The sequence below is a fragment of the Streptomyces sp. NPDC004658 genome, assembly GCF_040609555.1.
Classification (GTDB): Bacteria; Actinomycetota; Actinomycetes; order Streptomycetales; family Streptomycetaceae; genus Streptomyces.
Map to the genome: position 1 here is coordinate 1 of NZ_JBEXKG010000184.1, position 13,043 is coordinate 13,043.

Annotated in this window: 10 protein-coding genes and 1 tRNA gene; 4 read left to right on the forward strand and 7 right to left on the reverse strand. The window is 69.8% G+C overall.

Going from position 1 to position 13,043, the window contains the following annotated elements:
* The first annotated feature begins 342 nt into the window (after window positions 1-342).
* Together ABZV94_RS35765 and ABZV94_RS35770 are read left to right on the forward strand one after the other, a co-directional pair.
* Window positions 343-1,707, forward strand: a complete 1,365-nt coding sequence (locus ABZV94_RS35765; RefSeq protein WP_356348122.1) for an aminotransferase class V-fold PLP-dependent enzyme — start codon at window positions 343-345, stop codon at window positions 1,705-1,707.
* On the forward strand, window positions 1,704-3,116 hold the full coding sequence (locus ABZV94_RS35770; RefSeq protein WP_356348102.1) for a SidA/IucD/PvdA family monooxygenase: 1,413 nt from the start codon (window positions 1,704-1,706) through the stop codon (window positions 3,114-3,116). Before ABZV94_RS35765 ends, ABZV94_RS35770 begins: the two co-directional genes overlap by 4 nt.
* An 87-nt stretch (window positions 3,117-3,203) precedes the next feature.
* Here ABZV94_RS35770 and ABZV94_RS35775 read toward each other — a convergent pair whose 3' ends face one another.
* Complete coding sequence (locus ABZV94_RS35775; protein WP_356348104.1) at window positions 3,204-5,009, reverse strand: 5'-nucleotidase C-terminal domain-containing protein; 1,806 nt, start codon at window positions 5,007-5,009, stop codon at window positions 3,204-3,206.
* A 233-nt stretch (window positions 5,010-5,242) separates the two neighbouring features.
* Between ABZV94_RS35775 and pyk the strand changes: the two genes are divergently transcribed.
* Window positions 5,243-6,679, forward strand: a complete 1,437-nt coding sequence (gene pyk, locus ABZV94_RS35780; RefSeq protein WP_356348106.1) for a pyruvate kinase — start codon at window positions 5,243-5,245, stop codon at window positions 6,677-6,679.
* A gap of 27 nt (window positions 6,680-6,706) precedes the next feature.
* Here pyk and ABZV94_RS35785 read toward each other — a convergent pair whose 3' ends face one another.
* Both ABZV94_RS35785 and ABZV94_RS35790 read right to left on the reverse strand, forming a co-directional pair.
* A complete protein-coding gene (locus tag ABZV94_RS35785; RefSeq protein WP_356348109.1) occupies window positions 6,707-7,480 on the reverse strand; it encodes a helix-turn-helix domain-containing protein in 774 nt (257 codons plus the stop codon).
* A gap of 105 nt (window positions 7,481-7,585) precedes the next feature.
* Window positions 7,586-7,659, reverse strand: a tRNA-Leu gene (locus ABZV94_RS35790).
* Between the two features lie 104 nt (window positions 7,660-7,763).
* On the opposite strand from ABZV94_RS35790, the gene ABZV94_RS35795 reads away from it, so the two are divergent.
* A complete protein-coding gene (locus tag ABZV94_RS35795; RefSeq protein ID WP_356348112.1) occupies window positions 7,764-8,423 on the forward strand; it encodes a response regulator in 660 nt (219 codons plus the stop codon).
* Window positions 8,424-8,491: 68 nt separating this feature from the next.
* Here ABZV94_RS35795 and ABZV94_RS35800 read toward each other — a convergent pair whose 3' ends face one another.
* From ABZV94_RS35800 to ABZV94_RS35815, 4 genes are read right to left on the reverse strand one after another with little or no spacing between them, the layout of a single operon-like run.
* The gene (locus tag ABZV94_RS35800; protein WP_103815113.1) at window positions 8,492-9,208 is read right to left on the reverse strand and encodes an ABC transporter ATP-binding protein; all 717 of its coding nucleotides are present in this window, start codon (window positions 9,206-9,208) and stop codon (window positions 8,492-8,494) included.
* Complete coding sequence (locus tag ABZV94_RS35805; protein WP_356348115.1) at window positions 9,205-10,149, reverse strand: ABC transporter ATP-binding protein; 945 nt, start codon at window positions 10,147-10,149, stop codon at window positions 9,205-9,207. The genes ABZV94_RS35800 and ABZV94_RS35805 overlap by 4 nt, the downstream gene beginning before the upstream one ends.
* A 5-nt stretch (window positions 10,150-10,154) precedes the next feature.
* Window positions 10,155-11,981 carry a branched-chain amino acid ABC transporter permease gene (locus tag ABZV94_RS35810; protein WP_356348117.1) on the reverse strand — a complete coding sequence of 609 codons (1,827 nt, stop codon included), beginning with the start codon at window positions 11,979-11,981 and terminating at the stop codon, window positions 10,155-10,157.
* A 5-nt stretch (window positions 11,982-11,986) separates the two neighbouring features.
* The gene (locus ABZV94_RS35815; protein ID WP_356348120.1) at window positions 11,987-12,916 is read right to left on the reverse strand and encodes a branched-chain amino acid ABC transporter permease; all 930 of its coding nucleotides are present in this window, start codon (window positions 12,914-12,916) and stop codon (window positions 11,987-11,989) included.
* Between the last annotated feature and the right edge of the window lie 127 nt (window positions 12,917-13,043).

The window sequence follows — 13,043 nt, forward strand, 5'->3', positions numbered from 1 at the left end:
TCTTCCGCCGGGCGGCCCGCCTCTACCGGCGGCACCGGCCGGCCGGCCACCGGGTGCCGGGCGGCAGCCTGGGCTCCCCGGCACCCCGGCCCGCGCCTTCGCCCGCCGGTCCCGGGACCGCGCCGCCGGCCTCCCGGCGCGGGCCCGAGGAGCCAGGCCGCCCCAACCTCTCGCAGGGGTACGGCAGTACACACTTTCGGGTTCCGTTCGCCCGGCTTCCGGGACACAGGACCCCCTTCCGGTACAAGCTGGAACTCCACCCACACGCCGGAAGCCCCGGGCCCTGGATGCCCGCCGGACGTTCCCCTGCCCGGAGGAGAGCCCATGAGCGCAGGAGAGCCCGTGAGCGTGCCGCCCCTCGCCTCCGGCCCCGCCGGCCCCGACGCCCTGCGGCCCCTCCTCGACACCGTGCTCGACGCCCTCGCGGCCGGCCGCGACGAGCGCGGCGGACCACTGCCCGCCGGCGGACCGGACGCCGTCGCCACGCGCGTCGCCGACGCCCTCGGGGACGTCCTGCCCGACACCGGCGACCCGGACGCCCTGCGCGCCCTCGTGCACGCGCTCGCCGCCGGCTCCGCCGACCCCGCCGACCCGCTGTGCACGGCCCACCTGCACTGCCCGCCGCTCGCCGTGGCCACCGCGGCCGACCTCGCCGCCAGCGCCCTCAACCCCTCCCTGGACTCCTGGGACCAGGCCCCGGCCGCCTCCGCCCTGGAGGCCGCCGTCACCCGCACCCTCGCCCGCACCGCCGGCCTCGCCGACGCCCTCGTCACCACCGGCGGCACCGAGTCCAACCAACTCGCCCTGCTGCTCGCCCGCGAGGCACACGGCGGCGTACGCCTCGTCTGCGGCGAGAACGCCCACCACTCGCTGCCCCGCGCCGCCTGGCTGCTCGGCCTGCCCGACCCGGTCGTCGTCCCGGCACCCGACGGCACCCTCGACCCGGCCGCCCTCCACGACGCCCTCACCGCACTCCCCGGCCCCGTGCTCGTCGCCGCCACCGCCGGCACCACCGACGCCGGCCTCATCGACCCGCTGCCCGAGATCGCCGGCCTGTGCACCGCCCACGGCGCCCGGCTGCACATCGACGCGGCCTACGGCGGCGGCCTCCTGTTCAGCGACCGGCACCGCGACCGACTCGCCGGACTCGAAGCCGCCCACACCGTCACCCTCGACCTGCACAAACTGGGCTGGCAACCGGTCGCCGCCGGACTCCTCGCCGTCGCCCGCCCGCACGAACTCACCGCACTCCACCAGCGCGCCGACTACCTGAACGCCGACGACGACACCGACGCCGGACTCCCCGACCTGCTCGGCCGCTCCCCGCGCACCAGCCGCCGCCCCGACATCCTGAAGATCGCCGTCACCCTGAAGACACTGGGCCGCAGCGGGCTCGGCGCCCTGGTCGACCAGGTCTGCGCCCGCGCCCGCGAGTTCGCCGCACTGATCCGCGAACACCCCGGCTTCGACCTGTACGACCGCCCCGTCATCAGCACCGTCCTGTTCCGGCCGGCCGAGGCCGACGACGACGCCGTGGCCACCGTACGCCGACGGCTGCTGCACGAGGGCCGGGCCGTCCTCGGCCGCGCCCGACTCGACGGCCGGCTCTGGCTCAAGGCCACCGTCCTGAACCCCCACACCCGGCCGGACGACCTGACCCACCTGCTCAAACTCGTCGAACTCGCCGAAAGAAGCCTCCCCGGATGACCCACCCCCCACGCCACGAGCCCGCCTCCCCCCGCGACCTGGTCGGCGTCGGCATCGGCCCCTGCAACCTCTCCCTCGCCGCGCTCGCCCAGCCACTCGCCGAACTCGACGCCGTCTTCTACGAACAGCGTCCCGACTTCGACTGGCACCCCGGCCTGCTCATCGACGGCTCCACCGTCCAAGTGCCCTTCCTCGCCGACCTGGTGACCCTCGCCGACCCCACCAGCCCCTGGAGCTTCCTCAACTACCTCAAGACCCGCGAACGGCTCTTCCCCTTCTACTTCGCCGAGCACCTCCACATCCAGCGCGCCGAGTACGACGCCTACGGCCGCTGGGTCGCCGGGCAGCTGCCCGGACTGCGCTTCCGCCACCAGGTCGACGGCATCCGCTGGAACTCCGAACGCGACGTGTTCGAGGTGGACTTCACCCAGCTCGACGCCGACGGCGAGGCGGAGGCCCTCGGCCGCACCTACGCCCGCAACGTCGTCCTCGGCATCGGCACCGCCCCCTACGTGCCCGACCCCCTCAGGCCCCTGGTGGACGCGCCCGGCGTGCCCGTCGTCCACGCCGCCGACTACCTCGACCACCGCGACAGGCTCCTCGCCGCCGGGCACGTCACCGTCGTCGGCTCCGGACAGTCCGGCGCCGAGGTCTTCCTGGACCTGCTCCGGCACCGCCCGCCCGGCCAGGAGAAGCTGCGCTGGATCGGCCGTACCGAAGCCTTCGCGCCCATGGAGTACTCCAAGCTCGGCCTCGAACACTTCACACCCGACTACACGCGCTACTTCCACGCCCTCGCCGAGCCCGTCCGCGACCGGCTCGTCGCCTCCCAGTGGCAGCTGTACAAGGGCATCGACGCCGGCACCATCGCCGCCATCCACGACGAGCTGTACCGGCGCACCCTGGACGGCGGCTGGCCCGACGCCGTCCTCACCCCCGGCGTCCGCGTCCGCACCGCCGGCCGGATCGCCACCAGCAAGATCGAGCTGCACCTGGAGCACCTCCAGCAGGACAGCCGCTCCCGGCTCACCACCGACGCCGTCGTCCTGGCCACCGGCTACCGCGAACGCCCCCTCGATCGCCTCCTCGCCGGACTCGACCCCTACATCCGCCGCGACAGCAGCGAACGCCCGCGCGTCGACGAGGAGTACCGCCTCGTGCTGGACCCCTCGGTCACCGGCTCGGTCTACGTCCAGAACGCCGAACTGCACACGCACGGCATCGGCGCACCCGACCTCGGCCTCGCCGCCTGGCGCAGCGCCACCATCCTCAACTCCCTCACCGGAAAGGAGCCGTACCCGCTGCCGTCCCGCACCGCCTTCACCTCCTTCGGACTCGAGGAGCCCGCTGCCCGGGTGCCGCAGGGCAGGCAGCCGCAGCGGCTCACCCCGCTCGTCGAGGGCAGGTGAGCGTCGCCACAGGAGGCGACGGCCGCACGTCGACGGCGCCGGCGCGAAGACGATCGCCGACGCCGTCGACCCGCTACTGCCGCGGCTCTAGAAGACCGGCTTGCCGTCGCGCACCAGCTTCCAGTCCACCGACGCGAAGTCCTTCGGGTCCAGGACACCCTTCGCGGTCACCCACTCCGCGATCCGGGTGCGGATCTCCGTCGACTCCGACCACAGCTCCTTGGCGGTGGCCACGTACGGGAAGGCACCGCCGCCGTTGGCCCGGTAGTTGTTCACGGCGAACACGAACTGCTGCGCGTCGTCCAGCGCGGCCCCGGCGAAGGTCAGGTTCTTGATCCGCGACCCGGCGGGCTGGGCGACGTCGATGTCGTAGGACAGGCCCGAGACGTAGTCGTAGTTGTAGTCCGGGCGGCCACCGGCGTTGGTCAGCTTCTCCACGTCCACCGGGGCGTCGGCGGCCGTCTGCACGTAGTACTCCGCGGAGTACTCCAGGTAGGCACGCACCTGGGCGCCCGTCATCAGCTTGGCGACCAGCGTGTTGTCGTACACGTACAGGCTCGACAGGTCCCGGATGGTGACGTCGCCGGCCGGGATCTCGGAGGTCCGGGAGAACGGCGAGGCCTGCGCGATCACCGGCAGCGAGGCGTACTCGGTACCCGTGAGCGCCGCCTTCACCACGTCCTCCTGGACCTTGGTGATCAGGTCGATGATCGGGGCGTCCTTGTAGCGGGCCTCGACGGTCGTCAGGGTCTCGGTCGCCCGGCCCACGACCTGGTTGACGTACGCGACGACCTTCTTGTGCTCGTCGGTCAGCAGCTTGGTGATCTTCGGGTCGTCGGCGACGCTGTTGGAGTTGCGCAGCGAGGCGGAGACCGACTCGACCTCCCAGCGGCCCTTGCCGAACACCAGCTCGATGTCGAAGAGGGTCAGCCGCTCGGCGAAGCACAGCGGCTCGGACAGCACGACCGTCTTCCCGGTCTGCTCGTTGACGACCTTCAGCTCCGGGATCTCCACGTGCGCGTGGCCGACCAGGATCGCGTCGATGCCCGGCACCCGCCTGGCCACGTTGGCCGCCGCGTTCTCCACGTACGGCACCTGGTCGCCGTACGACGACGTGCCCGAGGTGCCCGAGTGCGCCGAGACGACGACCACGTCGGCCCCCATCGACCGCAGCTTCGGCACCCACTTCGCGGCCTGCTCCTCCAGACCAGGGAAGGCCAGCTTGCCCTGCACGTAGGCCTTGTCCCAGATCGCGATGCCCGGGTTGGTCAGGCCCAGGACGGCGACCTTGACCGGCTTGGCGCCCGGCACGTGGAAGGTCTTCATGAAGTACGGCGGGAAGGCCGGCTTCAGCGTCTTCGCGTCCACCGCGTTGGCGCCGAGCAGCGGGAAGTCGAGCTGGTCCTCGAACTTCCGCAGCGTCTCGATGCCGTAGTTGAACTCGTGGTTGCCGAGGGCCGCCGCGTCGTACCCGATCGCGTTCATCGCCTGCGCCATCGGGTGCACCGGACCGCCCTTGGCGGTGATCGGGTCCACCTTCGCGTAGTAATAGGTGAGCGGGGTGCCCTGGATGGTGTCACCCGCGTCCAGCAGCAGCGTGTTGCAGCGGCCCTTCTCCTCGCGCACCTGCTCGACCAGGGTCGAGATACGGGCCAGGCCCATCGCGTTGCCCGCCTTGTCGGCGTACTCGGCGTCCTTGAAGTAGTCCCAGTTGAAGACGTGCCCGTGCAGGTCGGTGGTGCCCATGACCGTCAGGGAGTACCGCTTCACGGGGTGCCCGGGCTTCCCCGCCTCCGCCGCCTCGGCCGCCGGAGCCGCCGCCGCGCCGGCGATCGCCACTCCCGCCCCGGTGGCGGCGGACTTCTTCAGGAACTTCCGGCGGTTCAACGGCATCTCTCGGTCTCCTTGGCGGTGGCACAACAACGCACGCACATGACAACGCGCGTAGATTCTGACCTGCGCATGACTTACGGCAACAGGTCCGGAAGGTTGCGATCTGGTGACCATCGCTCATAGGAGCGGACCACCGCACAATTCAACACTTGTCAATAACCCTTCGCCCAAAGTCCGTTGAGTGGTCACACGGCGCCAATTCTCTACCCGCCGGTAAGCCATAGGCTCGACTCATGCGCCGAGCAAAGATCGTCTGTACATTGGGGCCCGCCACCGACTCGTACGACCAGATCAAGGCACTGGTCGAGGCCGGAATGGACGTCGCCCGGTTCAACCTCAGCCACGGCACCCACGCCGAGCACGAGGAGCGGTACCAGCGCGTGCGAAAAGCGGCCGACGAAACCGGCCGCAGCGTCGGAATCCTCGCCGACCTTCAGGGCCCGAAGATCCGGCTCGGCCGCTTCGCCGAAGGCCCCGTACTCCTTGAACGCGACGACCCCTTCACCATCACCGTGGAGGAAGGCGTCCACGGCGACCGCCACCGCTGCGGCACCACCCACGCCGGCCTCGCCACCGACGTCACCCCCGGCGAGCGCATCCTCGTGGACGACGGCAAGGTCTGCCTCGAGGTCACCGACGTCGACGGCCCCCGCGTGCACACCCGGGTCCTCGAAGGCGGCGTCATCTCCGACCACAAGGGCCTGAACCTCCCCGGCGTGGCCGTCTCCGTCCCCGCCCTCTCCAAGAAGGACGAGGACGACCTGCGCTGGGCGCTGCGCACCGGCTTCGACGTGATCGCCCTCTCCTTCGTCCGCAACGGAGACGACGTCGTCGACGTGCACCGGATCATGGCCGAAGAAGGCCGCCGCCTCCCGGTGATCGCCAAGATCGAGAAACCGCAGGCCGTGACCGACCTCGACGGCATCGTGGCCGCCTTCGACGGGCTGATGGTCGCACGCGGCGACCTGGGCGTGGAGATGCCGCTGGAACAGGTGCCGATCGTCCAGAAACGCGCCATCAAGCTCGCCAAGCGCAACGCCAAACCGGTGATCGTCGCCACCCAGATGCTCGACTCGATGATCGAGAACTCCCGGCCCACCCGCGCCGAGGCCTCCGACGTCGCCAACGCCGTCCTCGACGGCACGGACGCGGTCATGCTCTCCGGCGAGACCAGCGTCGGCAAGTACCCGGTCGAGACCGTGCGCACCATGGCGAAGATCGTCGAAGCGGCCGAGGAGGACATGCTGGCCGCCGGCCTGCCGCCGCTCACCGAGCGGAACAAGCCCCGCACCCAGGGCGGCGCGGTCGCCCGGGCCGCCGCCGAGATGGGCGACTTCCTCGGCGCGAAGTTCCTGGTCGCGTTCACCCAGTCCGGGGACACCGCCCGCCGGCTCTCCCGCTACCGCTCCCCGATCCCGCTCCTCGCCTTCACCCCGGAGCCGGCCACCCGCTCCCAGCTCAGCCTCACCTGGGGCGCGGAGACCTTCCTCGGGCCGCACGTGGACTCCACGGACGCCATGGTCGACCAGGTGGACGAACTGCTCCTGAAGTACGGCCGCTGCCAGAAGGGCGACGTCGTGGTGATCACGGCCGGCTCCCCGCCCGGCGTCTCCGGCTCGACCAACATGGTCCGCGTCCACCACATCGGCGAGGACGACAGCCCGAAGTGACGGGCCGGGCCCCTTTCGGGGCCCTTTTCAGTGCTTGGGGCCGACGTGGGTCTCCATGAGGGCGACGGAGGCCTTCTTGGCGACGGAGATGTTGTACGGGTTACCGTCGCGGGTGCAGTGCGTCCATTCGACGCCGAGTTTGTCGAGGGTGTCCGTGTACAGGCCCCGGATGTCGTCCGACTTGTTGGTGAAGAAGTAGCGCGGATACTCGTACCGCTTGCGGTCACCACCGACCATCCGGGTCGTCCAGTTGGTGATACGGCAGCCGTCGGAGTGGATGAGTCCCCGGATGAAATCCCAGGGGTGGGCGTCGACGATGGCTTGCTGCCAGGGTTCCAGAACGATCGGACGCTCGTGCTTCTTACCGGGGCCGTGCTGGGGGAAGAGGCAGGGCCAGTGCTTGCTGGTGCTGGTGACCGCCGCACAGCCTTGTTTCTGCACACGGAAGACGCTGTTGTCCGGGCGCACGGCGCGGAGTGCCGCCTCGCACGCGTCGATGATGCCTGGCCAGGCGTTGTCCAGGACGACGCGCATGGTGTAGACGTCTCGGCGGTGAGCATTGATGCAGCCGTCGCCGAGGTAGAGGCCGAGAAGGTAGGCGTAGGCGGCCGGGTTCTCAGGCGGACCGGGGACCTCCTGGCAGCGGGGACAGGGCTTGCTCACGCGTTCGACAGGCTCGATGCAGGTCTGCCAGGAGCGGATCGCGTATCGGGATATCCCCGTCTCCCTGCTGACGGAGCTGAGGCTTCGCCCTTGCGCTACCAGCGCCAGCGCTCGCTTGCGTGTGCTGATGTCGTACATGTGGACACCATGCGAGAGTGATCACGGCGACATGCAGCAAAAAGCGGAAGATCACGCGAACGTGATCCTCCGCTTATCTTGCCGACCTTGGAATCGAAGGAAAAGTGCCCCGGGTGGGACTCGAACCCACACTGAATACCTTTTGAGGGTATCGTCTCTGCCGATTGGACTACCGGAGCTCCTGCGAATCGAAGATTAATGCCGACCCGCTGCCAGTCCACCATACCGTAGCTAGGTAGGCTCTTGTCAGCAGTACCGGCCTGCCCCGTACCAAGGAGCCTCAGTGACCGCCCCCGAGTCGCCCCAGCCCGCAGACGTGTCCGACGACGACAAGTCGCACGTGCCTCCGCTGACGACCCGTGTCGTCATCGCCGAGGACGAGGCCCTGATCCGGCTCGACCTCAAAGAGATGCTGGAGGAGGAGGGGTACACCGTCGTCGGCGAGGCCGGGGACGGTGAGCAGGCCGTCGAGCTGGCCCGCGAGCACAAGCCGGACCTGGTCATCCTGGACGTGAAGATGCCCAAGCTGGACGGCATCTCCGCGGCCGAGAAGATCGCCCAGGAGTCCATCGCGCCGGTCCTGATGCTCACCGCCTTCTCGCAGCGCGACCTCGTCGAGCGTGCCCGGGACGCCGGTGCCATGGCCTACCTGGTGAAGCCGTTCAGCAAGAGCGACGTCGTCCCGGCGATCGAGATGGCCGTCTCCCGGTTCACCGAGCTGAAGCAGCTGGAGCAGGAGGTCGCCGACCTCACCCAGCGGCTGGAGACCCGCAAGCTGGTGGACCGCGCGAAGTCGATCCTGCAGACGGAGTACGGCCTGACGGAGCCGGCCGCGTTCCGCTGGATCCAGAAGACGTCGATGGACCGCCGCATGTCGATGCAGCAGGTCGCGGAGGCGGTCATCGCGGACAGCGCGGAGAAGAAGGCGGCCAAGAAGGACTGAGCACGTCCGGCACGACAGAGGCCCGCGCCCCGGAGAAGGGGGCGCGGGCCTCTGTCGTGGGCGAACGGTCAGTCCTCGCCGAGGTAGGCCTTGCGGACCGACTCGTCGTGCAGCAGGTCCTGGCCCGTGCCGGACAGGACGATGTTGCCGACCTCCATGACGTGTCCCTGGTCGGCGAGCGAGAGCGCCGCCTGGGCGTTCTGTTCGACCAGCAGGATCGTGGTGCCCTGTGCCTTGAGTTCGGCGATGGTCGCCATGATCTTCTGCATCATGATCGGCGACAGGCCCATCGACGGCTCGTCCAGCATCAGCAGCTTCGGCTGGGACATCAGCGCCCTGCCCATGGCGAGCATCTGCTGCTCACCGCCGGAGAGGGTGCCCGCGGCCTGCTTGCGCCGCTCCCCGAGGATGGGGAAGAGGTCGTAGGCGCGCTGGATGTCCTTCTCGATGCCGGGCTTGTCGTTGCGCAGGAAGGCGCCGAGGCGGAGGTTGTCCTCGATGCTCATGCGCGGGAAGATGTGCCGGCCCTCGGGGGAGTGGGCGAGGCCCAGGGAGACCACCTGGTGGGCGGGGATCTTCTTCAGCGACCTGCCGTTGAACTTGATCTGTCCGCCGACCGGCTTCAGCAGTCCGGACAGCGTGCGCAGGGTGGTGGTCTTGCCGGCGCCGTTGGTGCCGATGAGGGTGACGACCTGACCGGCCTCGACCTTGAAGGAGATGCCCTTGACGGCTTCGATCTTGCCGTAGGCGACCCTCAGGTCCTCGACTTCCAGCAGTGCGGTCATCGGTCGTTCTCCTTGCCGGGCGCGGCGTCGGTCGTGGTGTCGGCGCCCGTGGCCGTGGTGTCGGCGTCCGCCTCGGCGTGTGCCTCGGCGGCCTCGACCTCGGCCACCTCCTCGGCGCCGGGCGCGTCCTCGAAGGGCTCGCCGAGGTAGGCCGCGACGACGCGCTCGTCGCCCTGGACGGTGGCGCTGTCGCCCTCGATGAGCTTCTCGCCCTGGACGAGCACGGCCACGCGGTCGCACAGGTTGAAGATGAAGCGCATGTCGTGCTCGATGACGAGGACGGCGATGCCCATGTCCCGGATGGCGAAGACCAGTTCCTCGGTGGCCCGGGTCTCCTGCGGGTTCATGCCGGCGGTGGGTTCGTCGAGGAGCAGCAGGCCGGGCTCGCTGGCGAGGGCGCGGGCGATCTCCAGCTTGCGCTGTTCGCCGTAGGGGAGGTTGCGGGCGAGGTGTTCGGCCTTGTGGTCGAGGCCGACGAACGCCAGCAGTTCCATGGCCCGGTCCCTGGAGGCCTTCTCGGCCTTGTGGAAGCCGGGGCCGCGCAGGACGGCGGACCAGAAGCCTTCTTTGGTGCGGGTGTGCCGGCCGACGAGGACGTTTTCCAGGACCGTCATGTTGGCGAACAGGCGGATGTTCTGGAAGGTGCGGGCGATGCCGGCCGCGGTGACCTTGAAGGACTTGGGCGGCAGGACGTCGCCCTTGTAGCGGACCTCGCCCTCGGTGGGGACGTAGAGGCCGGTGAGGCAGTTGAAGAAGGTGGTCTTGCCTGCGCCGTTGGGGCCGATGAGGCCGACGATCTCGCCTGCGTTGACGGTGAGGTCGACGCCGCGTACGGCGGTGAGGCCGCCGAAGCGCATGGTGACGCCGCGGGCGTCGAGGACGGTCTCGCCGGGCGTGGTGGCGCCGGGGGCGGTGTCCTTGGTGGTGGTGTCGGTGGTCATGGTGGTCAGGCCCCCGCCTTCGTCAGGAGGGTGGGTGCTTCCGCCTCTTCGTGGAATTCGAGCTGGCGGCGCCGGTTGGGGATGAGGCCCTCGGGGCGGAACCGCATCAGGAGGATGAGTGCGAGACCGAAGGCGAAGAGCTGGTAGTTGCCGAGGAACTGGAGTTTGTTCGGGATGAGGAAGAGCAGGGCGGCGCCGATGAGGGGGCCGCTGATGGTGCCCATGCCGCCGAGGACGACCGCGGCGAGCAGGAAGGCGGAGTTGGGCGGGATGGGGCCGGCGAACAGGTACTGCTCGGGTGTGACGGTGTAGGTGACGTGGGCCTGGACGGTGCCGGCGAGTCCGGCGAGGGAGGCGCCGACGGCGAAGGCGATGAGTTTGACGCGGAAGCCGTTGATGCCCATGGCGAGGGCGGCGGTCTCGTCCTCGCGGATGGCGACCCAGGCGCGTCCGATGCGGGAGTTGCCGCTGCGGCGGAAGACCAGGACCACGACGGCGGTGATGATCAGCATCAGGAAGAAGTAGTTGGCGAACCGGCCGATGGTGAAGCCGCCCATGTCGTGCTGGGCGCCGAAGTCGAAGCCGAGGACGTCGAGGTTGGGGATCGACGAGATGCCGTTGGAGCCGTTGGTGAGGTCGGGTCCGGAGGTGCCGTCGAGGTTGTTCGCGGTGATGCGGAAGATCTCTCCGAAGCCGAGGGTGACGATGGCGAGGTAGTCGCCGCGCAGCCGGAGCGTCGGGGCGCCGATCAGGACGCCGAAGACGAGGGAGGCGGCGGCGCCGACGAGTACGGCGGCCCAGAACGGGAAGTGCACGTGGAACGGTGAGCTGGGGGAGCCGGAGACGAGGGCCGCGGCGTAGGCGCCGACGCCGAGGAAGGCGACGTATCCGAGGTCGAGGAGGCCGGCGAGGCCGACGACGATGTTCAGGCCGAGGGCGACGGTGGCGAAGATGAGGATGTAGACGCCGAGGGTCGCGTACTGGTCGTTGGTCTGGGTGAAGGGGAAGAGTGCCGCCGCGACGAAGGCGCCGCAGATGGTGATGTTGGTGTGCCGGGAGGCGATCTGGGAGGCGTGGGCGATCAGGCCGGCCTTGTTGAGGGCGGCGAAGCCGAGGCCCGCGGTGATCAGGAAGCCGATGAACAGTTCGTCGTACTCGGTGCCGATGCCGTAGGTGAAGACGATCAGGCCGAGGGCGAGCATCGCGACGATGATCAGGATTTCGGCGTACGAGGGCAGGGTGGCCACGGGGCGGGGGCTGCCGGCGGCGAAGACCGCCTTGGTGGTCTCCCACTGGTGGGCGGCGCCGTGCTTGAACTTCTCCCAGCCGGTGTCGTCGGGGTCGATCGGCTCGGGTTCGGGGCGCTGGAAGGGCAGGGCGAGGGCGCCGGCGAGGGCGGCGAGGCTGGCGAGGGCGACGAGGAAGCCGCCGGGTTCCAGGTTGACGAGTCCGCCGAGGTCGACGCTGATCGCGAGGACGGTGTACCAGCTGGTGGCGAAGGTGGCGAGGGTGGCGAACCGGAGGGCGGCGTCGGCGCCGGCGGGTGCGAGCCATCCGAGGCCGCGGACGCCGTAGGAGGCCAGGGCGAAGAGGGTGGCGAGGAGTGCGCCGATGAGGACGAGGACCTGGAGGCCGCCGGGGTAGCCGTAGACGGTGAGGTCGCCGGGGAAGTCGGCGGTCCAGGTCCAGGCGAGGAAGGTGGAGACGATCGTCAGCGCGCTGCCGCCGAGGGCGAGGGCGCGGGCGGCCTTCTCGGGCAGGGGCAGCAGGCCGGTGGGGGTGTCGGCCTTGCGGGCGCTGGGGGTGTCGGGTGCGGTGGTCTGTGTGGTCATCGGTCTCACGCCCTGTCCGCGACGCGCTCGCCGAGCAGGCCCTGGGGCCTGAACAGCAGTACGAGGATGAGGAGTACGAAGGCCCAGACGTCGGCCCAGGACTGGCTGCCGAACTTGTCCATGCCGGGGATGTCGGCGATGTAGGCGGTGGCCAGGGTCTCGGCCACGCCGAGGACCACGCCGCCGATCATGGCTCCGTAGATGTTGCCGATGCCGCCGAGGACGGCTGCGGTGAAGGCCTTCAGACCGAGGATGAAGCCCATGCGGAAGTTGATCTCGCCGTACTTCAGGCCGTAGGCGACGGCTCCGACGGCGGCGAACGCGGCGCCGAGCGCGAAGGCGATCACGATGATGCGGTCGGTGTTGACGCCCATGAGCTTGGCGGTGTCCGGGTCCTGCGCGGTGGCCTGCATGCCGCGGCCGGTGCGGGTCTTCATCACGAAGTAGGCGAGGACGGCCATGCTGATGGGGGCGGCGACGACGAGGAAGATGTCGCCGGTCTGGATGGTGACGCTGCCGATCTCGAAGGGGCCGCCGGGGATCTGCGGGAAGGTGCGCGCGGACTTCGCTTCCGGGTACCAGGCCCAGACGGCCTGCTGGAGCGCCAGCGAGAGGCCGATGGCGGTGATCAGGGGGGCGAGTCGCGGGGCGTTGCGGAGTGGCCGGTAGGCGAATCGTTCCGCTCCGACGGCGATGGCGACCGCGACGACGACGGCGCCGATGATCATCAGCGGCAGCGCGATCCACATGCTGGTGCCGCCGGGGAGCCAGAGCCAGACGGTGAGAGCGCCGAACGCTCCCGTCATGAATATCTCGCCGTGGGCGAAGTTGATGAGCTGGACGATGCCGTAGACCATTGTGTAGCCGATGGCGACCAGCCCGTACATGGATCCTAGTAGCAGGCCGTTGACCAGCTGCTGCGGCAGTTCGTTCACCGCATGTCCTCCGAGCGTTCGGAAAGTGCGAGGGATGTGGCCGGATGCGAGTCCGCGCGGGGCGCCAGTGGAACAGCGCCCTGTCGGCGCGCTGGGCGAGCTGGTCACCGAGGGCAAGGTGCGGTAC

Bases quoted from the DNA above. Each gene is read 5' to 3' on its own strand.
- ABZV94_RS35770 (WP_356348102.1), top strand. From the start codon at position 1,704: ATGACCCACCCCCCACGCCACGAGCCCGCCTCCCCCCGCGACCTGGTC.
- ABZV94_RS35775 (WP_356348104.1), bottom strand. From the start codon at position 5,009: ATGCCGTTGAACCGCCGGAAGTTCCTGAAGAAGTCCGCCGCCACCGGG.
- pyk (WP_356348106.1), top strand. From the start codon at position 5,243: ATGCGCCGAGCAAAGATCGTCTGTACATTGGGGCCCGCCACCGACTCG.
- ABZV94_RS35785 (WP_356348109.1), bottom strand. From the start codon at position 7,480: ATGTACGACATCAGCACACGCAAGCGAGCGCTGGCGCTGGTAGCGCAA.
- ABZV94_RS35800 (WP_103815113.1), bottom strand. From the start codon at position 9,208: ATGACCGCACTGCTGGAAGTCGAGGACCTGAGGGTCGCCTACGGCAAG.
- ABZV94_RS35805 (WP_356348115.1), bottom strand. From the start codon at position 10,149: ATGACCACCGACACCACCACCAAGGACACCGCCCCCGGCGCCACCACG.
- ABZV94_RS35810 (WP_356348117.1), bottom strand. From the start codon at position 11,981: ATGACCACACAGACCACCGCACCCGACACCCCCAGCGCCCGCAAGGCC.